The organism is Paractinoplanes aksuensis (assembly GCF_024137025.1).
Classification (GTDB): Bacteria; Actinomycetota; Actinomycetes; order Mycobacteriales; family Micromonosporaceae; genus Actinoplanes; species Actinoplanes aksuensis.
Genome location: NZ_JAMYJR010000010.1, coordinates 239,014 through 262,558, shown reverse-complemented (window position 1 = coordinate 262,558; position 23,545 = coordinate 239,014). Strand labels below are relative to the sequence as shown.

At 70.2% G+C, this 23,545-nt stretch carries 19 protein-coding genes and 1 pseudogene; 11 read left to right on the top strand and 9 right to left on the bottom strand.

The genetic code is table 11. From position 1 onward, the window contains the following. Window positions 1-46 precede the first annotated feature (46 nt). The 3 genes from M1L60_RS11645 to M1L60_RS11635 form a co-directional block, all read right to left on the bottom strand. Complete coding sequence (locus M1L60_RS11645; RefSeq protein WP_253237374.1) at window positions 47-1,825, bottom strand: LamG domain-containing protein; 1,779 nt, start codon at window positions 1,823-1,825, stop codon at window positions 47-49. Between the two features lie 113 nt (window positions 1,826-1,938). Next, window positions 1,939-2,526, bottom strand: a complete 588-nt coding sequence (locus tag M1L60_RS11640) for a TetR family transcriptional regulator (protein WP_253237373.1) — start codon at window positions 2,524-2,526, stop codon at window positions 1,939-1,941. Then, window positions 2,523-4,007, bottom strand: coding sequence for an MFS transporter (locus M1L60_RS11635; protein ID WP_253237372.1), 1,485 nt, complete (start codon window positions 4,005-4,007; stop codon window positions 2,523-2,525). Before M1L60_RS11635 ends, M1L60_RS11640 begins: the two co-directional genes overlap by 4 nt. 180 nt (window positions 4,008-4,187) lie before the next feature. On the opposite strand from M1L60_RS11635, the pseudogene M1L60_RS11630 reads away from it, so the two are divergent. The 4 genes and pseudogenes from M1L60_RS11630 to M1L60_RS11615 form a co-directional block, all read left to right on the top strand. Continuing rightward, window positions 4,188-4,466 (top strand): annotated as a pseudogene (locus M1L60_RS11630) (amidohydrolase family protein); the annotation flags it as partial. Window positions 4,467-4,541: 75 nt separating this feature from the next. Beyond that, window positions 4,542-4,697: a hypothetical protein gene (locus M1L60_RS11625; protein WP_253237371.1), complete on the top strand. Its 156-nt coding sequence runs from the start codon at window positions 4,542-4,544 to the stop codon at window positions 4,695-4,697. A 16-nt stretch (window positions 4,698-4,713) separates the two neighbouring features. After that, a complete protein-coding gene (locus M1L60_RS11620; RefSeq protein WP_253237370.1) occupies window positions 4,714-5,160 on the top strand; it encodes an EVE domain-containing protein in 447 nt (148 codons plus the stop codon). A 49-nt stretch (window positions 5,161-5,209) separates the two neighbouring features. Beyond that, complete coding sequence (locus M1L60_RS11615) at window positions 5,210-6,004, top strand: PfkB family carbohydrate kinase (RefSeq protein ID WP_253237369.1); 795 nt, start codon at window positions 5,210-5,212, stop codon at window positions 6,002-6,004. Here the strand turns inward: M1L60_RS11615 and htpG are convergent. Both htpG and M1L60_RS11605 read right to left on the bottom strand, forming a co-directional pair. Beyond that, window positions 6,001-7,830, bottom strand: a complete 1,830-nt coding sequence (gene htpG / locus M1L60_RS11610) for a molecular chaperone HtpG (protein ID WP_253237368.1) — start codon at window positions 7,828-7,830, stop codon at window positions 6,001-6,003. The genes M1L60_RS11615 and htpG overlap by 4 nt on opposite strands. Before the next feature lie 66 nt (window positions 7,831-7,896). Next, window positions 7,897-9,180, bottom strand: coding sequence for a citrate synthase (locus M1L60_RS11605; RefSeq protein WP_253237367.1), 1,284 nt, complete (start codon window positions 9,178-9,180; stop codon window positions 7,897-7,899). Between the two features lie 163 nt (window positions 9,181-9,343). Between M1L60_RS11605 and M1L60_RS11600 the strand changes: the two genes are divergently transcribed. From M1L60_RS11600 to M1L60_RS11570, 7 genes are all read left to right on the top strand, one after another. Beyond that, window positions 9,344-10,204, top strand: a complete 861-nt coding sequence (locus tag M1L60_RS11600; protein ID WP_256516306.1) for a universal stress protein — start codon at window positions 9,344-9,346, stop codon at window positions 10,202-10,204. Between the two features lie 44 nt (window positions 10,205-10,248). Continuing rightward, window positions 10,249-12,501 (top strand): putative bifunctional diguanylate cyclase/phosphodiesterase, encoded by a 2,253-nt coding sequence (locus tag M1L60_RS11595; RefSeq protein WP_253237365.1) that lies wholly within the window; start codon window positions 10,249-10,251, stop codon window positions 12,499-12,501. Between the two features lie 443 nt (window positions 12,502-12,944). Continuing rightward, window positions 12,945-13,727 (top strand): exodeoxyribonuclease III, encoded by a 783-nt coding sequence (locus M1L60_RS11590; RefSeq protein WP_253237364.1) that lies wholly within the window; start codon window positions 12,945-12,947, stop codon window positions 13,725-13,727. An 86-nt stretch (window positions 13,728-13,813) separates the two neighbouring features. After that, window positions 13,814-15,487, top strand: coding sequence for a PP2C family protein-serine/threonine phosphatase (locus tag M1L60_RS11585; RefSeq protein WP_253237363.1), 1,674 nt, complete (start codon window positions 13,814-13,816; stop codon window positions 15,485-15,487). Beyond that, entirely contained in the window at window positions 15,484-16,512 is a 1,029-nt protein-coding gene (locus tag M1L60_RS11580) for a cobalamin B12-binding domain-containing protein (protein ID WP_253237362.1), read from the top strand. Before M1L60_RS11585 ends, M1L60_RS11580 begins: the two co-directional genes overlap by 4 nt. 218 nt (window positions 16,513-16,730) lie before the next feature. Next, window positions 16,731-16,961 (top strand): hypothetical protein, encoded by a 231-nt coding sequence (locus M1L60_RS11575; protein ID WP_253237361.1) that lies wholly within the window; start codon window positions 16,731-16,733, stop codon window positions 16,959-16,961. A gap of 340 nt (window positions 16,962-17,301) precedes the next feature. Further along, window positions 17,302-17,685, top strand: a complete 384-nt coding sequence (locus M1L60_RS11570; protein ID WP_253237360.1) for a winged helix-turn-helix transcriptional regulator — start codon at window positions 17,302-17,304, stop codon at window positions 17,683-17,685. 124 nt (window positions 17,686-17,809) lie between these two features. Here the strand turns inward: M1L60_RS11570 and M1L60_RS11565 are convergent, their stop codons facing one another. From M1L60_RS11565 to hrpA, 4 genes are all read right to left on the bottom strand, one after another. Beyond that, window positions 17,810-18,196, bottom strand: coding sequence for a RidA family protein (locus tag M1L60_RS11565; RefSeq protein WP_253237359.1), 387 nt, complete (start codon window positions 18,194-18,196; stop codon window positions 17,810-17,812). Window positions 18,197-18,274: 78 nt separating this feature from the next. Then, complete coding sequence (locus M1L60_RS11560) at window positions 18,275-19,030, bottom strand: LamG-like jellyroll fold domain-containing protein (protein ID WP_253237358.1); 756 nt, start codon at window positions 19,028-19,030, stop codon at window positions 18,275-18,277. Window positions 19,031-19,131: 101 nt separating this feature from the next. Continuing rightward, window positions 19,132-19,512: a DUF6401 family natural product biosynthesis protein gene (locus tag M1L60_RS11555; RefSeq protein ID WP_253237357.1), complete on the bottom strand. Its 381-nt coding sequence runs from the start codon at window positions 19,510-19,512 to the stop codon at window positions 19,132-19,134. 75 nt (window positions 19,513-19,587) lie between these two features. Next, a complete protein-coding gene (gene hrpA, locus M1L60_RS11550; protein ID WP_253237356.1) occupies window positions 19,588-23,484 on the bottom strand; it encodes an ATP-dependent RNA helicase HrpA in 3,897 nt (1,298 codons plus the stop codon). Window positions 23,485-23,545: the final 61 nt, after the last annotated feature.

Here is a 23,545-nt window from a genome sequence, read left to right as displayed (position 1 = left end):
GATATTCAACTCTCCACTGTATACATTACGGAGAGTGATCGTCGCGTCATCCGATGTGGATCCAGACGTCGTCGAGCGCGCCGTGGAACTGGTCGTTGTTGACGCCCACACCCTTGCCACCCAGGCTGAACGGCTGCTCGGAATCGATCGACAGCGCGGCCGGGACGGCCACCGACGCCTGCACCTTCTCGTCGACGACGACGGCCAGGGTCGGCCCGGTGCGGCGGCATTCGACGGTGTGCCAATTGTCGTCGGCGATCGACGACCGACTCCGGGCGAGGTACGAGCCGTCACCCGTCCGGTCGGTCAGCACACAGCTCGGCTTGCCCGAGACCCCGTCGACCTGGAGCTTGTACTGACCACCGGCGGCGGCGTAGCCCTTCTGCAGGATGTTCTGCCCGTCCTGGCCGGTGGCGCCGGCCGGCGGGGCGGCCAGCCGCACGCTCGCGCCGTAGCGGAACGGCTGGGCCTGCGGGTTGAGATCGTCAGTGGCCGCGGCCTGCAGCACCAGGCGCGGGCACTCCGGCCCGGTGCAGCGCGGCGGGAAGGTGAGCGCCTGGCCCGAGCCGTGCGGCTCCATCGCGACCTGGCCGCCGTTGCGGGTCACCGCGCGCAGCACATGGCCGTGGCCCGAACCGTCGTCGAAGGTGCCGTCGGCGATCGTCGAGTCGAAGTTGTACGAGGCCACGGGCCCGGTGGCCGGGGCCGACTCGGACCGCCGGGCGCCCCCGGCGAACGCCGCGTACCGCTTGCGCGACACCGCGCCGACCGTGGTGAAGTCGCCGACCGCGCTGATCGAGCCGAGGGCCGGGCTGGTCGCGATCTGGCGGACTCCGACGACGCCGTTGGCCTGCGGCGCCCACGGCAGCAGGTTGCCCTGGGCGTCGACGGCGGCCAGTTTGCCGCGCGGCACCGAACCGTCGGTGCAGACGCCCTTGACGCCGTTGTTGCCGGTCGTGCACGCCTTGTCGAAGTGCCCGCCGACGTAGGTCGTGCCGTCCAGGGTGGCCACCGCCTGCGCGTCGCCGTCGAACACGCGCGTCCACCGGGTGGTCCCGTCCGGGGCGTACGCCACCGCGCGCCCACCCTGACCGCCGAGCGCCGCATAGACGCCCGACGAGTCGGCCGCGAGCCCGAAGACCTGCGAGACCGGTTTGGCGGTGAACGTGGTGTCGAGCGCGCCGCTGGCCGCGTCCACGGCCGACAGCCGCAGGGTCGAGCTGACCTTGTTCGTCTTGTGGAAGCGCCCGCCCAGGTACACCCGCCGGCCGGTGACCGCCATCGCGTTGACCACGTCGTCGGTGGTCGGCGCCCACGGGTCGAGCGTGCCGTCGGCCAGCGAGAACGCGGCCAGGTTGCCCCGCGGCGCGCCGTCGACGGCGGTGATCCGGCCCCCGACGTAGAGGCGGCCGTTGCCGGTGGCGATCGTGTTGGGCTGGCCGAGCACGGTGTGCCGCATCGGGGTCAGCCGGCCGTCGGCCGCGCCGAGCCCGGCGATCGCGTCGCGGCTGGTGCCGTTGACGTTGTCGAAGTCCCCGGCCGCGTAGACCACGTCGCCGGCCACGGCCAGCGCGCGCACATTGGCGTCGGCGCTGGGCTGCCAGTCGAGCAGGGCGCCGGTGCGGGCGTCGAGCGCGGCGAGCCGCGTACGGGCGAAGCTCTTGCCCCCGACGATGGCGTTGGTGAAGTTGCCGCCGACGAAGACGGTCGAGCCGCGATAGGCCACCGCGTACACCGGGCCGTTGAACGACGGCGAGCTCACCGGCTCCGGGGTGACCACCTCGGCGATCGCGGCGCCCCCCGTGGCGATCACGACGGCGCCCACGGCGACGGTCAGGCTACGGCGGACAGCTTTTCGGATGTAAGGCACATTGCTCGTTAACTACGCTTCCCCGCCGAAGTTGTGCTCCCGATCAGGTGGCAAAGGCGACCCCGAACTCAGGACCGGAGCGGCTCCAGGTGTTCGCGGACGCTGATCAAGGCTTGCTTGACGCGGTCGAAGTCGTCCGGCTGGAAGCCGACTTCGTGCCGTGGGTAGAGGAACGCCAGCATGACGCCGACCAACGCGCCCGTCAGGGCCCGGGCCCCCGCGTCGTCGGCCGGGACGCCCAGGCGCTCGGCGATCACGGCGGAGAGCATGTCGACGGCGTCGAGCGTCTGCTGCTGCTGGCGGGCCCGCAATTCGGGCACGACCCGGAAGAGCGCCTGGCGCCGCCGCTCGCTGACCCACTCCTCCTCGGTGAGCTGCTCGAAGACGTCCCGCATGCCCTGCAGCACCGCCTCGATCACCGGGGTCGAGGCGGGCTGGTCGCGGATGGCCGCCACGATCAGGGGGTCGTAGTCGTCGATGAGGACGACGTCTTCCTTGGTCGGAAAGTAGCGGAAGAACGTGCTCGGCGAGACCTCGGCCGCCTCCGCGATCTGTTCCACGGTGGTCGCCGCATAGCCCTGCTCGGTGAACAAGCGCAGCGCGGCGTCGCGGATGGCCGCCCGGGTCTTGGCCTTCTTCCGCTCGCGCAAGGTCATAGCAGCGATTCTGCCAGCACCTCCGGCTGCGGCTCGGCGGCGCGCTTCGGCATGACGGTCAGCGCGATCACCACGCCGGCCAGCGCGAGCGCACCGGCCACCAGCAAAGACCGGTCCATTCCGTACGCGAAAGCCTCTTGCACCGAGGCCAGGAGCCCGGCATCGCCGGTCCGGTGCGCGAGCGCCACGCCCGACGTGACGCTCTCGGAGGCGGCGGGCGGCACCTGGGACCGGTACGCCGTGTTGAGCACCGTTCCCAGCACGGCCACCCCGATCGCCCCGCCGACCTGGCGCATCGCCTGCAGCACGGCGTTCCCGACTCCGCTGCCGGTCGGTGGCAACGCCCCGAGCGCCGCGTCCAACGCCGGCGGCATGGTCAGCCCGAGCCCGGCCCCGGTGATGGTGATCCAGACCGCGATGTATCCGTAGCCCGTGCTCGCCGTGGTCTGCGCGCCCAGCAGCGAGGCCCCGGCGATCAACCCGAGCCCGCCCGCGATCACGAACCGGGCCCCGAACCGCCGGGCCAGCTTCTCGGCCAGCCGAGCCCCCACGATCAGCCCGCCGATGACGGGCAACAGCCGCAGCCCGGAGCCGAACGCGTCGTGCCCGCCGACCGCCGAGAACAGTTGCGGCAGCGAGAAGAGCAGACCGAGCATCGCGAAGCTGGCCACCGTGGCCAGCGCGGCGCCGCCGGTGAAGGCCCGGTTGCGGAACAGCGCCAGGTCGATCAGCGGGTGCGGGGCGCGGCGTTGCCATAGCAAGAAGCCGGCGAGCAGAGCCACCCCGGCCGCGACGGTGATCAGCGACCGGGCGTCGGACCAGCCGCGCTCGCCGGCCTCGATGATCCCGTAGGTGATCCCGACCAGCCCGGCCGTGGAGAGCACGATGCCGGGCAGGTCGAGCCGCGAACGCGTGCCGTGCGACTCGGGCAGCCACAGCACCAGCGCGACCACCCCGGCCACCACCACCGGCACGTTGATCAGGAAGACCGAGCCCCACCAGAAGTTGTCGAGCAACCAGCCGCCCAGCAGCGGCCCGAGCGGGATGCCGAGCGCGCTCGCCGTGACCCAGATCGACATGGCCCGGGTGCGCTCGGCCCCCGGGAACAGCACGGTCAGCACCGCCCCGGAGAGCGGCATGATCACAGCGGCGCCGAGGCCGAGCACCGCCCGGGCCGCGATGAGCTGGCCCGACGTCTGGGCGTAGGCGCAGGCCACGGAGGCCACGCCGAACAGCACCAGCGCGCCGATCAGCATGCGTTTGCGGCCGAGCCGGTCGCCGAGCAGACCGGCCGGGAGCAGCGCCGCCGCCAGCACCAGCAGGTAGGCCGTGGTGAACCACTGCAGGTCACCGGTGGTGGCGTCGAGATCGCGGGCGAGGGTGGGCAAGGCGACGCTCAGCACGGTGGTGTCGAGGCCGACCGCGAGGGTGCTCAGCGCCAGCGCGGCGAGCGCGTACCAGCGCGAAGTGAAAGTCAGCATTTTTTGATAGTAGCTGTCATTTACTAGTGACTGTCAAAGCCTAAACTGGTGGAGTGATCGAACGCCTCGGGCTGCCGGGCCTCGCCGACGTGCACACCCACTTCCTGCCGCCGCGCATGCAGCGCCGGGTCTGGCACCACTTCGACCAGGCCGGGCCGCTGATCGGCCGGCCCTGGCCGATTCCTCGAGCTGGCCGAGCGCTATGCCGACGTCCGGCTCGACACCACGATGGCGTTCACCGACTTCTTCGAAGTGATGGCGCCCTTTCCCCACGCTCTGCGCCCGCGGCTGCGCGAGCTCGGGCTGGGCGGCAAGGTGCTGCTCGGCAGCGACTTCCCCAACATTCCGTATCCGTACGAGCACCAACTGGAGTCACTGGAGCGGCTGGAGCTCGGCGACGATTGGCTGCGGGCTGTTTGCTGGACAAATGCGCAGGCCCTGTTCGCGCCGCGCGGGTGAAGTTACGCCGAACACGTGCGCCGACATGCCACGATCATGTAGGCAGACGCCCGCACCGGGAAGGGAGCCGGTCCCATGAAGAAGGCCCTCGGCTGGATCGTGCTCATCCTCGTCATCTTCTACATCGGCACCAACCCGGGACCGGCGTCCGAGATCGCGCAGGGCATCGGCGACGGCTTCGCCGAGGTCTTCCGCAACATCGGCGTCTTTTTGCGCGAATTGTCCAACTGACCCGCACACTGGGTAGATGGCGTACTGGCTCCTGCAGCACAATCCGGCCCGCGGTGAATGCGGCAGCGGCGACTGGACGGTCCGCCGCTACCGCGAGTTGATCACGGCCGGCGACGGCGTGGCCCTCTGGCACAGCGGCCGCGGTGGCGGCGCGGTGGCCGTCGGCACGATCACCGAGGCCGCCCACGACGGCGTGATCACTGTCGAGTTCGCCCGCATGTTCACCGGCCGGCCCATCCCCCGCGACACGCTCAAGGCCGACGAGCGGTTCCGCGACGCGCTCGTGCTGCGCATGCCCGGCGGCGGCAACCCGTTCCCGCTCACTCCGGCCCAGTGGCAGGCGATCGAGGAGCGTGTGCCACCCGAGAACCAGCTGGTGGCGGCGACCGTGCGGGGCGCGGCGGCCCTGGCCGTGGCCGGTGCGACGGCCCTGCGCGAGGCGGTACGCTCGGTCGCGGAATGATCCTCTGCGTCGGGCTGGCCACCGTCGACCCCGCCTCCCGGGTCGCGGAATGATTCTTTGTGTCGGGCTGGCCACCGTCGATCTCGTCTACCGGGTCGATCGGATCCCCGGCGCGGATGAGAAGGCTCAGGCCACCGGGTTCGAGGTCGCGGCCGGGGGCCCGGCCGCCAACGCCGCGGTGACGGCGGCTGCGCTGGGCGCGCCGGTCACGCTGGTCACCGCGATCGGCTCGCATCCGCTGGGGGCGCTCATCCGCTCCGACCTCGAAGCCCACGGCGTACGGGTGATCGACGCGGCCCATGATTCGGCCGGGCCGCCGCCGGTGTCGAGCATCGTGGTCGCCGGGCGCGACCGCACGATCATCAGCCGCAACGCCGGGAACCTACGGCTGGCCGTGCCGCCGGACGGGCTGCCGGAGGCCGATCTGACGCTGGTCGACGGGCACCACCCCGTGCTCGCCGTCGCCGCCGCGAAGGCCGCCCGCCGCTTGGTGGTGGACGCCGGGACGTGGCGGCCCGTCTTCGCCGACATCCTTCCGCACGCCGAGGTCGTGGCCTGCTCAGCCGCATTCCGGCACCCGGCCGGCGCCGTCGACGCCCCGCACGTGGTCGTCACCCACGGACCTGAGCCGGTGACCTGGGTGTCCGGCGGCGTCACGCGGTTGATCGCCGTGCCGCCGGTCGAAGCGGTCGAGACCTCGGGGGCCGGCGATGCGTTCCACGGCGCGCTGGCCCACGCGCTGCACGAAGCGGCCACGATGGACGCCGCTCTCACCGAGGCGATCCGGGTCGCCGGGGTGCGCGTGGCACACCCCGGCGCCCGGGACTGGCTGAGTTCTCTCTAAACCGTGCGAGCCAGGCGGTCCGCGAGGAGCTTGGCGAAGCGGGCCGGGTCCTCGAGGTCGCCGCCCTCGGCCAGCAGGGCCGTGCCGTACAGCAGCTCGGCCGTCTCGGGCAGCGCCGAGTCGTCGGCCCTTTCCTCGTGAGCCGTGCGCAGACCGCCGACCAGCGGGTGGTTCGGGTTCAGTTCGAGGATGCGCTTGACCCGCGGGCCCTCCTGACCCATCGCCCGGTACATCTTCTCGAGCGCCGGCGTGATGTCGTCGGTGTCGCTGACCAGGCAGGCGGCCGAGGTGGTGAGCCGATGCGAGAGGCGGACGTCCTTGACCTGCTCGGTCAGCTGCTCCTTGAGATAGGTGAGCAGCGGCGCGAAGTCCCCCTCGGGCTCCGGCTCCTCCTTGTCCTTGGGCAGGTCGACCGAGCCCCGGGCGACGGACTGGAACTTCTTGCCGTCGTAGTCGGGGACGGCCTCGACCCAGATCTCGTCGACCGGGTCGGTCAGGATCAGCACCTCGTAACCCTGGGCCTGGAACGCCTCCATGTGCGGCGAGTTCTCGACCTGGGCCCGGCTGTCGCCGGTCAGGTAGTAGATCTCGTCCTGGCCCTCCTTCATCCGCTCGATGTAGGCCGCGAGCGTGGTCGGCTCGCTGCCCGCGGTCGAGGCGAACGTCGCGATGTCGAGGATGGCCTTCTGGTTGTCGGAGTCGTTGAGCAGGCCCTCCTTGACCGCCCGGCCGAACTCGCGCCAGAACGTCGCGTACTTCTCGGGGTTGTTGTTCATCAGGTCTTTGACGGTGGACAGCACCTTCTTGACCAGCCGCCGCCGGATCATCTGGATGTGCCTGTCCTGCTGCAGGATCTCGCGCGAGATGTTCAGCGACAGGTCGGCCGCGTCGACCACACCCTTGACGAAGCGCAGGTAATCGGGGATCAGCTCACGGCTGTCGTCCATGATGAAGACGCGCTTGACATAGAGCTGCAGCCCGCGGCGGGCGTCGCGCTGGAACAGGTCGTGCGGAGCGCGGGACGGCAGGAACAGCAGGGCCTCGTACTCGAAAGTGCCCTCGGCCCGCATGTTGATGATCTCGAGCGGCTCGGACCAGTCGTGGCTGATGTGCCGGTAGAACTCGTGGTACTCCTCGTCGGACACCTCGGAACGCGGCCGCGCCCACAGGGCCTTCATCGAGTTGAGCGTGTCCTCGCCCATCCGGATCGGGAACGAGATGAAGTCCGAGTACTTCTTGACGATCTCGCGGATCTTCGGGGTGTCCGTGTAGTCGTAGAGCGCGTCCTCCTCGTCCTTGGGCCGCAGGTGGACGGTGACGGTCGTGCCGACCGGCGCGTCGGGCGCGTCGTCGATCGTGAAGGTGCCCTCGCCGGTGGACTCCCAGCGGGTGCCGTGGCCCTCGGTGCCGGCCTTGCGGGTGAGCAGCTCGACCTTCTCGGCCACCATGAAGGTCGAATAGAAGCCGACACCGAACTGGCCGATCAGCTCGGGGCTCTCCTTGGCCTCCTTGAGCTTGGTCAGCAGCTCGGCCGTGCCCGACTTGGCGATCGTGCCGATCAGCTCGACGACCTCTTCCCGGGTCATGCCGATGCCGTTGTCGCGTACCGTCAGCGTGCGGGCCTCGGGGTCGGCCTCGAGCTCGATGTGCAGATCGGAGGCGTCGGCCTCGAGACCGTCCTGCAGGGTGGCCAGTCGCAGCTTGTCGAGAGCGTCCGAGGCGTTCGAGATCAGCTCGCGCAGGAAGATGTCCTTGTTCGAATAGATCGAGTGGACCATCAGCTGCAACAGTTGCCGGGCTTCGGCTTGAAACTCCAACGTCTCCATGGCCCTGATGGTACGAAAACGCCCCGCCGGAATTCCGGCGGGGCGTCCTGATGTCGCTCGATAGACTCAGCGCTTGTCGATCGCCACGAACTCACGCTCGGCGGCGCCGGTGTAGAGCTGCCGCGGCCGGCCGATCTTGTTGGCCGGGTCGTTCATCATCTCGGTCCACTGCGCGATCCAGCCCGGCAGGCGGCCCAGCGCGAACAGCACCGTGAACATCTTGGTCGGGAAGCCCATCGCCTTGTAGATGAGGCCCGTGTAGAAGTCCACGTTCGGGTAGAGCTTGCGCGAGACGAAGTAGTCGTCGCTGAGCGCGATCTCTTCGAGCTGGAACGCGAGCTCGAGCAGCGGGTCGGGCCGGTCGAGCGTCGAGAACATCTCTTGCGCGGCCTTCTTGACGATGGCGGCCCGCGGGTCGTAATTCTTGTAGACCCGGTGGCCGAAGCCCATCAGCTTGACGCCCTTCTCCTTGTTCTTCACTCGCGTGACGAAGGAGTTGACGTCGCCGCCGTCCTTGCGGATCTGCTCGAGCATCTCGAGCACGGCCGCGTTGGCCCCGCCGTGCAGCGGGCCGGACAGCGCGTTGATGCCGGCCGAGACCGACGCGAACAGGTTGGCCTGGGCCGAGCCGACCAGCCGCACGGTCGACGTCGAGCAGTTCTGCTCGTGGTCGGCGTGCAGGATGAACAGCATGTCGAGGATCTTGGCGATCTTCGGGTCGACGTCGTAGTTGACCGTGGGCAGGCCGAAGGTCATCCGCAGGAAGTTCTCGACGTAGTCGAGGGTGTTGTCCGGGTACGGCAGCGGGTGGCCGATGGACTTCTTGTAGGCGTACGCCGCGATGGTCGGAAGCTTCGCCATCAGACGGATGCCCGAGATCTCGACCTGTTCCGGGTCGAGCGGGTCGAGCGCGTCCTGGTAGAAGGTCGACAGCGCGGTCGTGGCCGAGGAGAGCACGGCCATCGGGTGCGCGTCCCGCGGGAAGCCGGAGAAGAACGTGCGCATCTCTTCCTGCAGGAGAGTGTGCACGCGAATCTTGTCGGCGAAATCCTTGAGCTGCTGCGGAGTGGGCAGCGCGTCGTGCATCAAGAGGTAGGAAACCTCGAGGAACGACGACCGCTCGGCCAGCTGCTCGATCGGATATCCGCGGTAGCGGAGAATGCCGGCGTCACCATCGATATAGGTGATCGTCGACGTGGTCGAGGCAGTGTTGACGAAACCCTGGTCGAGAGTGACGAAGCCGGTCTCCTTGAGGAGGGCGCTGACGTCGATGCCGCCCGGGCCCTCGACCGCCTCACGTACCGGCATCGACAGCTGGCCACCAGGGTGGTCGAGCTTGACATCCGTCATGTATTTCCCTCACTTCACCGGCAGATGTCCCACAAATTTTGTAGTTCACCGTAAACCCTCAACCTGAATGGGTCATCAGGCGGATCCCTGCTGAGGGATTGATCACGAAGAGTGGCGCTCTTGTATAGATAATGGTTGTAGTCGAACGCGGAGGTGCAGCCCGATGCCGAATCCGAGTCCGTCGCCTGTGGTGGTGGGGGTGACCGGCACTTCCGCGGGCCTGGCCGCTGTGCGGCTGGCCGCCCGGGAGGCCGTGTCGCGCGGCCGCGAACTCCGGATAGTGCACGCTTTCACCTGGTCGCTCCCCCGCCTCGATCAACACTACGACCGGGCCCGGCGGACCGCATCTCAGGTGGTCGACGCGGCCGTCGCCACTGCCCAGCGTTCCACACCCGGCGTCCGGGTGCAGGGTCAACTCGTCGACGGGCCGGCCGATCGGTTGTTGGTGCGCCTGAGCCGCACGGCTGAGCTGCTCGTGCTCGGTGACGACGGTCTGGCCACCCTGCCCTGGCTGCCCTCGGGCTCGGTGCTGGTGCAGACGGTGGCCCGGGCCTGGTGCCCGGTGCTGGTCTCGCGCGGTCCGCGCCCCCAGGCCGGGCCCATCCTGGCCGCGGTCGACGGCTCCCGGTGCTCGCTGCTGGGCCTGCGCCAGGCGGCCGAGGAGGGTGCCCGCCGCAACGTCGGCGTGGTCGTCGCGCACGTGGTCGAGCGGCCCGGCCCGGCGGCCGAGGCGGCGGGCCGCGAGATCCTGGCCCGATCGGTCGAGGCCGTGCCCGAGCTGGTCGACTACCGGGTGCGGCTGCTGGCCGGGGCGCCCGCGGCCACGCTCGTCCGGGCCTCGGGCCGGGCCCGGGTGACCGTGCTCGGGCCGCGCGGCGAGCACGACGCGGGCCTGCTGGGCTCGGTGGCCCGGGCCGTGCTGCGCCAGGCGGCCGGCCCCACGCTGTTCGCCCACGGCAGCAGCGTGCCCGCCCCGCGTACGCCGGTGGCCCGCCCCGACCCGAGCCCGGCGCTCGCCCCGTAACCACCTCGCTCAGCCCTGGACGGAAACGTCCGAAACGAACAGAGATGACCAGGAACTGGCGGCTGTTCGCGGCGCTGGGTGTGCTGGCGACCGTCCTCTACACCGTGAACGTGTCGCCGCTGGTCAACGCTGCCTGCATGGTCGTGGTGGCGGGCGGCTCGGTGTGGGCCTGCTTCGCCGGGCCCCGCCGGTACCGGGCCGAGCCGGCCGGCACCTGGCTGCTGCTGGGCGGGGCCGTGCTGGCCTGCCTGGCCGGCGTGTTCCTGCGCCCCGCGGTCGACGACCTGCCCGGGCTGTGGCCGTTGCTGGCCGACGCCGCCTCCATCGGCGGTTACGTGCTGCTCAGCGCCTTCCTCGTCAGCATGCTGCGGCAGCGGCAGAGCCTCGACCGGCACGCCGTGCTCGACGGCCTGATCGTCTGCGTGGCCGGCGCCCTGGTCGTCGGGCTGCTGCTGGCCGCGCCCGCGGCCGAGATCTCGAGCCGGCCCGAAGCGGTGTCGTTCGTGGCCGGGCTGTATCCCTTGTTCGACGTGGTCGTGCTGATGCTGCTCATCAACCTCAGCTTCACCGCCACCACCTGGCCGGTCAGCCTGGTGCTGCTGATGTGCGCCATGACCTCGATGTTCATCGGCGACACGGCGTACGCGATCGTCGGGGCCGACGGCACCACCTACTCCACCCCGCTGTTCGACGCGCCGTTCCTGCTCGGCTTCGTGCTCGTCGGGCTGACCGCGCTGCACCCCTCGGTGACCCACTTCGGGCGGGCCGCCCGGCCCCCCGTCCAGGCCTGGTCGACCCGGCGCATCGCCGTCATCGCCCCCGCCCTGGCCAGCCCGTTCGTGCTGCTGGCGGTGCTCGGCTCGACCGGTGAGCGGGTCACGATCGCGGCCGGCGGCCTGGTCATCGTGGCGCTGCTGCTGGTGCGAGCGGTCGGCGCCGTCCGCTCCCAGGCCGTCGCCCAGCTGCGGGCCGAGCACCAGGCCAGCCACGACTCGCTGACCGGCCTGCCCAACCGCTACCGGATGGCCGACGAGTTGACCCGGATGCTGGCCCGGCTGCCCGCGGACGGCGACCGGCAGGTCTGGGTGCTGCTGCTCGACCTGGACGGGTTCAAGCTGGTCAACGACGGATGGGGGCACGACACGGGCGACCTGCTGATCGTCGAGGTCGGCCGTCGGTTGCGCGCGGCCGTGCCGGCCGAGGTACCCGTCTCGGCGCTCGGCGGCGACGAGTTCATGCTGGCCACGGTGGGCACCAAGGAGGCGGCCGACGCGCTCACGGCCGCCGTCGGGAACTGTTTCTCCCGTACGTTCGAAGTGCGCGGCACCGAGCTCACGATCACCTGCTCGATGGGGATGGCGTCGACCTCGTCGGCCTCGGCCGTGGACCTCATGCGCGACGCCGACACGGCCATGTACCGGGCCAAGGCCGAGGGCCCCGGCACCTGCACGGTCTTCGACGCGGCCATGCACAGCCAGGTCCGCGAGCGCATCGAGCTCGAGGTGGAGCTGCGCAAGGCGCTCGGCGAGAACCAGCTCAGCGTGGCCTACCAGCCCATCGTCGACCTGCTGCCCGGCATCCCGGCCGGCGCCGAGGCCCTGGTCCGCTGGACCCACCCCGAACGCGGCCCGATCAGCCCGGCCACGTTCGTGCCGATCGCCGAGGACGCCGGGCTGATCGGGGCGATCGGCGACTGGGTGCGCCAGGAGTCGCTGCGCCAGCTGGGCGAATGGCGGGCCGACGGCACGGTCGGCGACGCCTTCTACGTGTCCGTCAACGTCTCCGGCCGCCAGCTGCTCGACCCGAACCTGCCGCTCGTGCTGGCGGCCGAGATGCAGACGTACGGGGTACCCGCGCACAGCGTGGCGGTCGAGATGACCGAGACGGTGCTGGTCGACTCGACCGGGGTGGCCGGCCGGGTGCTGTTCGAGCTGCGCGAACTGGGCTGCCAGGTGCTCATCGACGACTTCGGCACGGGGTTCTCGGCCCTGGGCTACCTGCGCCGCTTCCCGGTCACCGGCATCAAGATCGACCGCTCCTTCGTGACCGGCCTGGGCGCGGGCGACGAGGACGACGAGATCGTGCGGGCGATTGTCTCGCTGTGCCGGGCTCTGGGCCTGAGCGTGATCGCCGAGGGCGTGGAGACGCGAGCGCAACGCGACGCACTGGCCGAGGTGGGCGTGACCCGGGGTCAGGGCTGGCTGTGGGGCCCGGCCGTGCCACCGGCCGAGTTCGCCCGTCACTGGCACGTGCAGAACACGTCAGCACTGGCCGCAGGCGTTGACACCCGCGACTGACCTGTGGACAACCGGCCTCCTCCCCTTGACAAGCCATAACCTCTCTTCCTTATCCCCTGAGGGCGGGTGGGGGCTCGGGATGGCGCCGCGCACCCGGCAAAGATCACTTTTCGGGTGTTCGGAGGGGACGGGCAGGTCAGGTGCTCGCATGCTGAACATCGCGCACCTGCGAACTGGCATCGGGGGCGGGAGTCATGCATTATTCGCTGGCCGGGGTTCGCTGGTAATGCGGATCACATTCGGCTTATGTTTGACGGGCGGAAGGGAGACGGCATGGCGACGCTGGTGGGCTCCGAGGGGGCTGTGGTGTGGATGGTCGCGGTGCTGCTTGTCCTCACGGGCGGCCTGACCGTCGCGCTTCTCGCCGCCACCCGCTTCACCCGCCGGCTCTGAGTCGTCGTGCCGCCCGGGCGTTCCGGGCGATGATGTAGCAGGCTGGGCAGATGCGCTTCGCTACGTGGAACGTCAACTCGGTCAAGGCACGGCTGCCGCGCCTGCTGGAATGGCTCGCCGCCACCGAACCCGACGTGGTGTGCCTCCAAGAGACCAAGGTCGCGGCCGACGGCTTCCCCGCGGCCGAGGTCCGCGCGTTGGGGTACGAGACAGCGGCGTACGGGCAAGGGCGCTGGAACGGGGTGGCCCTGCTCTCGCGGGTCGGGCTCGACGACGTACGCCAGGGATTTGAGGGTGAACCCGGGTATCCGGAGCCGGAAGCGAGGGCGATCAGCGCCCTCTGCGACGGCATCCGCTTTTATTCGGTCTATGTGCCCAACGGGCGTACGCCGGAGGACCCGCATTACACCTACAAGCTGTCGTGGCTGGCCGCCCTGCAGACGGTGCTGGCCGACGACGTGGCCAAGGGACCGCTGGTCGTGGCCGGTGACTACAACGTCGCCCCGACCGACGACGACGTGTGGGATCCGAGCGTGTTCGTCGGCTCGACCCATGTGACGCCGCCCGAGCGCGAGGCCCTGGCCGAGATCCGCGCCGTGGGGTTACGCGACGTGGTGGCCCGGCCCATGAAGGGTGACCACCCCTTCACCTATTGGGATTACCGCGCCGGAATGTTCCACCAGAACAAAGGAATGCGGATCGACCTCGTCTATGCGACCCCGTCGGTGGCCGACCGGGTCACAGATGCGGTGGTGGACCGCGAGGCGCGCAAGGGAAAAGGTCCCAGCGACCATGCCCCGATCGTGGTCGATCTTGGCCCTGGCGCCCCTTGATCACCCACCTCGAACCAGCCGCCAAGTCCGTGAGCACGTAGTCTGGGCCTTGTGAACGTGTCGGGCGGGGAGAGACGGGAGGAACCATGACAGCGCCATCGCCGGTGTCGACCGGCGAACAGCTGACCACTCTGCTCCACGCCGCGCTCGACGCTGCCAGCGAGGCGGTGGTCGTCTGCGGCGTCGCCGACGAAACCATCATCATGGTCAACGCCGCCGCGCAGACGCTGGTTCCGGGTCTGGCCGCGGGCACCAAGGCGGCCGACGGGCCGCTGCCGGGTCTGGCCGGCGCCGAGGACACCTTCACGCACCTCTACCACGGCCGCCACCTGCAGGGGCAGCGCCGCTCGCTCGGCGCCGACCACTACGGGTGGTACCTGCGCGACCGCACCGACGAGGTCAACCGGGCCGACGCGCTGCGGGCCGAGCGGGCCCGCACGGCGTTTCTGGCCGAGGCCGGGCGCCGGCTCTCCTCCTCGCTGCACCAGGGCCGCTGCACCCGCATCACGGCCGAGCTGGCCGTCGCCCACCTGGCCGACGCGGCCGTGGTGGTGCTGCCGGTCAACCGCCGCCAGGCCGCGTGGGTGCGGCTGGTCGCCGGTGAGGGCCACGAGGAAGGCGTGCTCCGCGAGCAGGTGTTGGCCGAGGTGCCGGGGCTGGTCGAGGCGCTCGGCGGCTTCCCGCCCATCCCGAGCAAGTGGCTCGACGCGTCCCAGGCGCCCGAGTGGCTGCTGCCGACCGGCTTCGGGCCGATCGGGGCGCTGCTGGTCACTCCCCTGCCCGGCAACGCCGAGCCGGCCGGGGCGCTGATCCTGGCCCGCCGCGGCGAGAACGCCGAGTTCAGCCCCGAGGACGAGATTCTCGCCCGCATCTTCGCGGCCCGGGCCGGCGCCGCTATCTCGGCCGCCGGGCTCTACCGCGAGCAGGTCGACACCACGGCGGTGCTGCAGGCCGACCTGCTACCGCCGGAGCTGCCCGAGCCCGACGGCATCGAGCTGGTCGGCTCCTACCAGGCGGCCCGCGAGGCGCTGCGGATCGGCGGCGATTTCTACGACGTGTTCGGGCCGACCGACACCAGCCCCGACACGGTGATCGCGCTCGGTGACGTGTGCGGCAAGGGGCCCGAGGCGGCGGTGCTCACCGGCAAGGTGCGCCAGACGCTGCGCGCGTTGCGGCTGGTCGGCGCGGCGCCCGAAGAGATGCTTCACGTACTGAACAAGGCCCTGCTCGAATCGGGCCGTCAGCACCGGTTCGTCACCATGGTGGTGGGTGCGGTCAGCCGCGGCGAGCACGGGCGGGTGCGACTCGAGCTGGCCACCGGCGGCCACCCGTCGCCGCTGGTGCTGCGCACCGACGGCACGGTCGAAGAGGTGCCGACCAGCGGCACGTTGATCGGCGCGGTGCCCCGCACCGTCGTGCGCCCGGCCTCGGTCGAGCTCGCACCCGGCGAGCTGTGCCTGCTCTACAGCGACGGCCTGACCGAGGCCCGCGGCGGCCCGAGCGGCGACGAGCAGTTCGGCGAGGCCCGGCTGCACGACGCGCTGGCCGAGTGCCGCGGGTTGCCCGGCGTGGCCACTGTCGAACGCGTACGCCAGCTGGTCAGCGACTGGGTGCACGGCGGCACCCGCGACGACATCGCCATGCTGGCCGTCCGCGCTCCCGCCCGCACCCAGCTCAGCCTGCGCAACGGCGACCGCACCCAGTCCCCCTTCGCCATCGACGCCCGCCGCGGCGACCGCCGCATGCGTCAACGCTCGTGAGTGTCGTCTCGCGGCGGTCGCTCGACGAGCCGGGCCTGGCCGACGAGTTCCTGCGGCTGGTCGGCGACGGCGACGAGTACGGCGCGGTCGAGATCGTCGGTGACCTGCTCGACGACGGCGTGGCGCCGCAACGCATCATGATCGACCTGATCGCCGGCACGCAGGCCCGGGTGGGCGAACTGTGGGCTGCCAACGAGTGGTCCGTAGCCCGCGAGCACGCGGCGACGGCGATCAGCGAGCGCGCGCTGGCCGCGGTGGCCGCCCGCACCACCGTCCGGCCGTCGCGGGGCCGGGTCACCATCGCCTGCGTCGACGGGGAATGGCACGCGCTGCCGACCCGCATCCTGGCCGAGATGCTGCGCCTGGACGGCTGGCGGGTCGACTTCCTCGGGGCCAACGTGCCCGGCCCGCACCTGATCACCCACCTGCACCAGACCGGCCCGGATGTGGTCGCGCTGAGCTGCATGATCGCGACCCGCCTGCCCCGCGCCCACGCGGCCATCACCGCGTGCAAGGCGGCCGGGGTGCCGGTCATCGCCGGCGGTCGCGGCTTCGGACCGGGCGGCCGCTACGCCCAGCTCCTGGGCGCCGATGCTTGGGCCGCCGGCGCGGAAGAGGCGGTGCACCGACTGGCCCGCAACTGGCCGCCGTACAGCCCCGACCCGCAGCTCTCGGCCTTCCTGGGCGACGAGGAATACACCTACGTGGTCCGCAACCGCGGCGAGCTGATCAGCACGGCGATGAGCCGCCTGACCGAGGCCTACCCGGCGATGCGCGAATACAACCAGCGCCAACTCGACTCCACGGCCGAGGACATGGCCCACATCGCCGACTTCCTGGCCGCCGCCCTGTACGTGAGCGAAACCGCGATCTTCACCGACTTCGTGTCCTGGACGAACGGCGTCCTCCAAGCCCGCGGCGTCCCCCCGGTAGCCCTACGGGTCGGCCTCGAATCAGTACGCGCCCAGCTACGCGACTACCCGAGAGCCACCGCCGTCCTCGACGCCGGCGAAGCCCAGATTTAATTCGGTTGCGAGCCCTCGAGCGGGCTCCTACTGTTCCTTGCATGCGCATCTGATGCTTCGGCCCGTCGAGGCCGTCCACCGTGCTCGGTTCCGGGTGCTCCGGCGGGGTTGTCCGCCGTGGAGCCGCCTCCGTGCCCGACACCCGGAGCGTCACGTCTTCTCTTCCCCGGCTCCACCACGCCTCGCCCTGTCCTGAGCAGGGCTCAGAGGAGGTCCGTATGCCTGGCCAACGCTTCACCGTCCGGATCGACCCGGACGACCTCGCCGTGAGCGAGCTCGCGCCGACACTGCCCCGCGCCACGGAGACCACCGGCCGCAAGAAATCCGGCGCGGCTCACCACGGCGCCGGCGATGAGCGGCAGGCCGCCCGCCAACGCTCCGAGCAGACCCGCGCCGGCCGCGCGGCTGGCGCGAGCGGCGGCCGCTCCTACGCCTTCCGGCGCAGCTAGACCGGCCCAACGAGGCGCCTGCTCCGGCCGAGGGCGCCGGCCGTTTGCCGAGACGAAACGGATCGTCTCGGCAAACGCGCACGACGCGACAAACCGGTGTGTCGGCGAGACGAAACGGTTCGGCTCGCCGACACACGCACCAGCGCAATCCCGCCAACGCACTCCAAAGACGAAACGAATCGTCTCGCCAACCCGCCCCACCAGCGCAAAGCCAGCGCGCACCGCCAAGACGAAACGGATTGTCCCGCCGGGCGCTGCCGAGACGAAACGGATCGTCTCTTTCCGGGGCGGGGCGCCCGCCCGCGGACCGGCTGCGATGTGTGGGAAGTAGGGTCGGGGCATGGGGACCAGGCAGGAGATCGGTGAGCTGCCGCCTGAGGCTGACCTGGCTCGGGCCGACTCGTTGGCTCGGGAGATCTTCTCGGATGTGGCTACCAAGTGGTCGCTGCTGATCATTGAGTTTCTTGGGTTGCGGACTATGCGGTTCAACGAGTTGCGGCGTGAGGTTGGCGGGATCAGCCACAAGGTGCTCACTCAGAATCTGCGCACGCTCGAACGGAACGGGCTGGTTGAGCGGACCGTGCACCCCACCGTGCCGCCGAGCGTCGACTACGCGCTCACCGAGGCCGGGCAGGCGCTGCGCAAGGTGGTCGACGGCATGTGTGGCTGGACCCAGACCTATCTGGCGGAGATCGAGGCGTCCCGCCGCAAGTTCGAGAGCTGATCAGACCGCGATGCACGAGCCGAAGCGCACAACCGCGACTCACAGCCGCAGCCCACAACCGCGACTCACAAATGCAGCGCACGGCCTCAACGCACTGCCGTAGCGCACGGCTGCGACCCCGGCGCTAGTCGAGGACGGCTGTTGCTTCGATCTCGACCAGGTGTTCGGGGACGTCCAGGGCTGCGATGCCGAACAGGGAGGCGGGGGCCTCGATCTTCACGCCCAGTTTGGTTGAGGCTCGGGTGATGCCGTCCAGCAGGTCGGGCATGCGGTCGGGGGTCCAGTCGACGACGTGGACGGTCAATTTCACCACGTCAGCGAAGGTGGCGCCGGCCGCTTCGAGGGCCGTCGCCACGTTCAGGTAGCTCTGCTCGACCTGGGTGGCGAAGTCGCCTCCGTTCCAGGCCACCTGGCCGGCTACGTGGACGAGCTTGGTGCCCGTGGCTATCGACACCTGGCGGTAGACGTCGACGGTGGGCAGTCCGCGTGGGTTGATCAGGGAAACAGCCATGAGGATCAACCTACGAGGGTCGCCCCGGGCCCGGAAGAACGCACTTTTCCGAGCTCAGGGCACCTCTGGGTAACCGGGTCAGCCCAGCTCGGCATAGATGTCGTCGAGGCGGCCGTGGAACATGTCGGTCTTGGTGTTGAAGTTCGGGCCGCCGATGCGCAGCGGCAGCGTGTTGCTGATCGACAGGTTGGCCGGGACCGTGGCCGAACCGCCGAGCTTGTCGTCGACGTACACCTGGAGCGCGGTGCCCCGGCGCTGGCACACGATCTTGTGCCAGGCGCCGTCGGCGACCGAGGTGGCCGAGCGGGCGATGTAGACGGTGGGCGAGCCGGCGCCGACCACGATGCACTGGGCCTTGCCGTTGGTCTTGCCGACCTGCATCTTCCACTGGCTGGTCGTGTTGGCCACGCCCTTCTGCATGATGTTGGCCGAGCCGGTGACCTGGGTCTTGATCGTCAGCATGCGGGCCGACCAGCGGAAGTTGCGGGTGCCGGGGTTCAGGTTGGGGACACTCGCGGTCTCCATGAGCGCGCGCGGGCACTTGGTGGCGTTGGTGGCGCACGCCGTCGGGAACGAGACGTAGCGGCCGCTCGGGGTGGCGGTGTCGAAGCGCAGCACGCCCGCGTCGGCGCTGCGGGTGGTCAGGGCCGGGCCGCGGCCCGAGGTGTCGGCGACGCGGCCGTCGACGGCGCCGGCGTCGAAGGTCCAGCGGGCGACCAGCAGCGGGGCCGCCGTGACGGGCGGCGTGGTCGACGTGGGTGTCGGAGCGGCGGCCGCGGGCGCCGCCGGGACGACGAGAGTGGCGATCGCGGCGAGCGCGAGGGCGAGCTTCATACGTACAAGATGGCGTATAGACCGATTTCGCCGCAAGGCACCCCTATGGGCGTTTCGGGCGAGCCTGAAAGTGGAGGCCCGCCCGCAGGCCGTCACGAGGGTCAGAGAATCTCGTTCTCCTCGGCGATCATGCAGATGGCGACCAGACGCAGCAGGTGCCAGTCGGCGGCCTTCCAGTCGGCCGGGGTGGTCGGGGCCAGACCCGGCTCGGGCAGGCCCCGGCTCATCCGGCGGGCGCCGGCCACGATCGCCCGGGCGTACCCGGCCAGACCGTCGGCGTCGCCGTCGCGGCCGGCCGACTCGAGGGCGTCGCGCACGGCGGCGGCGTGCTGGTCGACCAGGGCCAGCAGGCCCGGGTCGGCGAGGGCGGCGACGATGCCGTCGACCCCGACCCGCGCCATCATTTCGTCGAGCAGGCCGGTCGCCGGAGAGGCCGGAACGAGCGCGGAAATCGGGGCGAAGGCCAGGAATTCGTTCGTCATGGCCAGAAATCTAGGGCCTCCGGAACCCCCACGACAGGGGGGTAACCGAACGGCACCCAAGCGTCAACGAGCGCGCTACACCGGGAGCTGGTCCATCGCCTTGAAGATCCGTTTGTCCGATATCGGATAGGCCGTACCCAGCGATTGGGCGAAGAAATTGATCCGCAATTCCTCGATCATCCAGCGGATCTCGCGCAACCCCTCCTCGGGCGCGCCGAGCCCCTTCAGCTCGCGGTACTCCGACTCGATCTCGTGGATCTGGGCCGTCAGCTGGCGGTCGCGGGCCAGGTTGCCGCCGAGGCGGTCGAGCCGGTAGACCATGCCGCGCAGGTAGCGCGGCAGGTGGTGCAGCTGACGCCAGCCGGTCTCGGTGACGAAACCGGCGTGCACGAGACCCTTGAGCTGCTGGCGGATGTCGGCCAGGGCGGGCAGCAGCGTGGGGTTGCGCTGCGATTTGAGACGCTGCTCGATGTCGTACGCCGTCGACAGCACCTGCCGCACCTGGGTGACCACGTTTGCCACGGCGTCGACCAGATCCTGGCGTACGGTGTCGCGCAGCGAGGCGAACTCGATCGACGACCACACCGGCCCGCCCGCGTCGGCCACCAGCCGGTCGACGGCCGCCCCGGCACAGTCGTCGAGCAGTTCGGCGATCGAGCGGTACGGGTTGCCGCGGGTCAGCTCGAGCTTGGCCTGGTTGTCGAGCCGGCCCTGCAGGTAGCGCGCGGCCGGCGGCAACGTCAGCAGCAGCAGCCTGCGCGTTCCGGCGATCATGGCCGTACGCTGCTCGGCCTCCGTCTCGAAGACCTTGACGGCCACGCTCTCGCCCTCGTCGACCAGGGCCGGGAAGACGTTGACCTCGTACCCGCCGCGGACTTGGGCGACCCGGCGCGGCAACATGCCGAAGTCGTTGGCCGTGATGCCCCGGCGCTCGATGTCGCCGGCCGCCTTCGAGATGGTCTGCTGCACCTTGGGGGCCAGCGAGCGCCGCAGCACCTCGAGGTCGCGGCCCTCCCCCACCACCTTGCCGTCGTCGACCACGCGGAAGTTGACCCGCAGATGGTCGGGCACCTCGTCCGGGCGCCAGGCGTCGCGCGGCACGATCGTGCCGGTCAGCCGCCGCAACTCGTTGCCGATCGCGTCGGGCAGCGGCCCGCGCCGCGCCGGCACCGTGCCCAGCACGGCGTCGGCCCAGTCCGGCACCGGTACGAAGTTGGTCCGCAACGCCTTGGGCAGGGCCCGGATCAGCGCGATCACCACGTCGCGGCGGAACCCGGGCACCGACCAGCCGAAGTCGTCCGGGTCGAGCTTGTTGAGCAGCGCGATCGGCACCTCGACGGTGACCCCGTCGGCCTGGGTGTTCGGCTCGAACTCGTACGTCAGGGGCAGCCGCACCCCGTTGGCCAGCCAGGCGTCCGGGTACGCGTTGGGGTCGACCCCGTCCCGGCCGGCGTTCACGAGCATCTCGCGGGTGAACGTCAGCAGCTCGGGCTCGTCGCGCCGGGCCTTCTTCCACCACGCGTCGAAATGCCGGGCGCTGACCACATCGGCCGGGATGCGGGCGTCGTACAGGGCGTACACGGTCTCGTCGTCGACCGCGATGTCGCGGCGGCGGGCCCGGTTCTCTATCTCTTCGATCCGGGCCAGCAGCTTGTTGTTCTCGCCGTAGAACTTGTGGTGGGTCTCCCAGTCGCCCTCGACCAGCGCGTGCCGGATGAACAACTCGCGCGACGCCACCGGGTCGACCTTGGAGTAACCGACCTTGCGCCGCGGCACGATCGGCAACCCGTACAAGGTCACTTTTTCGTACGCCATGACGGCGCCCTGCTTCTTTTCCCAATGCGGCTCGGAGTACGAGTATTTGACCAGGTGAGGCGCCAGTTTTTCGGCCCACTCGGGCTCGATGCGGGCGTTGACCCGGCCCCACAACCGGCTCGTCTCGACCAGCTCGGCCGACATGACCCAACGCGGCTGCTTCTTGAACAACGCCGAGCCCGGGAAGATGGCGAACTTCGCCCCGCGGGCGCCCAGGTATTCGCGCTTGTCGCCTTCTTTGAGGCCGATGTGCGAGAGCAGGCCGGACAGCAGGGCGGTGTGCACGTGCTGCCCCTCGGCTACCTCCTCGCGATCCTCGGTCAGCGTGAGGTTGAGGGTCCGGGCCACCTGGCGCAGCTGCGCATAGATGTCCTGCCATTCGCGTACGCGAAGGTAGTTGAGAAACTCGCTGCGGCAGAGCCGGCGGAACTGGTTGCCGGACAGCTCCTGCTGTTTCTCGCGCAGATAGCGCCACAGGTTGAGGTAGCTGAAGAAGTCCGATTCCTTGTCGGTGAACCGGGCGTGCTTCTCGTCGGCCTGCTGCTGCTTCTCGGTGGGCCGCTCGCGCGGGTCTTGAATGGACAGCGCGGCCGCGATGACCATGACCTCGGCCAGGCACTCCTGCCGGTCGGCCTCGATCACCATGCGGGCCAGCCGCGGGTCGACCGGCAGCTGGGCCAGCTGGCGGCCGAGCGGGGTCAGCTTGCGGGCGTCGAGCGCGCCCAGCTCTTCCAGCAGCTTCACGCCGTCGGTGATGTTGCGGCGGTCGGGCGGGTCGATGAACGGGAACTTGGCCAGGTCGCCCAGCCCCAGGTTGGTCATCTGCAGGATGACGCTGGCCAGGTTGGTCCGCAGGATCTCGGGCTCGGTGAACTCGGGCCGGGCCTCGAAGTCCTCCTCGGAGTAGAGCCGGATGCAGATGCCGTCGGCCACCCGGCCGCAGCGGCCCTTGCGCTGGTTGGCGCTGGCCTGCGACACCGGCTCGATGGGCAGGCGCTGCACCTTGAGCCGGTGCGAGTAGCGGCTGATACGCGCGGTGCCGGGGTCGATGACGTACCGGATGCCGGGCACGGTCAGCGAGGTCTCGGCGACGTTGGTGGCCAGCACGACCCGGCGCTGCGAGTGCCGCTCGAACACCTTGTGCTGCTCGGCCGCCGACAGCCGGCCGTACAGCGGCACGATGTCGGTGGCCCGCAGGTTGCGCTTGGCCAGCGCGTCGGCGGTGTCGCGGATCTCGCGCTCGCCGCTGAGGAAGACCAGGATGTCGCCGTCACCCTCGCGGCCCAGCTCGTCGACGGCGTCGGCAATGCCGTCGACCTGGTCCTGGGGTTCCTCGGTGTCGTCCTCGGTCGTCGTGACGAGCGGGCGGTAGCGGGTCTCGACCGGGAACGTGCGCCCGGACACCTCGATCACCGGGGCCGGCTTGCCGTCCTTGTCCGCGAAGTGCTCGGCGAACCGCTGCGTCTCGATGGTGGCCGACGTGATGATCAGCTTCAGGTCGGGCCGCCGGGGCAGCAGCTCGCGCAGATAGCCCAGGATGAAGTCGATGTTGAGGCTGCGCTCGTGGGCCTCGTCGATGATCAGCGTGTCGTACCGGAAGAGGTTGCGGTCGTTCTGGATCTCGGCCAGCAGGATGCCGTCGGTCATCACCTTGACCATGGTCTCGTCGGAGACCTGGTCGGTGAAGCGCACCTTGTAGCCGACGGTCTGGCCCAGCGGCCGCCCGACCTCTTCGGCGATCCGCTCGGCCACGGTGCGGGCCGCGATCCGCCGCGGCTGGGTGTGCCCGATCTGGCCGCGGACGCCGCGCCCGAGCTCGATACAGATCTTCGGGATCTGCGTCGTCTTGCCCGACCCGGTCTCACCGGCCACGACGACCACCTGGTGGTCGCGGATGGCGGCCAGGATGTCGTCTTTCCGCTGGCTGACCGGCAGCGACTCGGGATAACTGATCGGCGGCACGTTGGCCATCAGCGTGGCCAGGCGCGCGGCCGCCTTGTCCACCTCGCCGGAGATCTCGGCGAGCGCGGCGGCCCGGGCGGCCTCGTCCTTGATACGCCGGGTCCCCTCGAGACGGCGCCCGAGGCGCCGCTCGTCCCGCGGGAGGAGCTCAGCTAGCCGTTTACGGAGTTCAGGCAGGGCAAGTGTTGTCGACATCGCGCGACAAGAATAGGCGGATCCAACCAAAAACGCCTCGTGATTAACACCGCCCCCACCC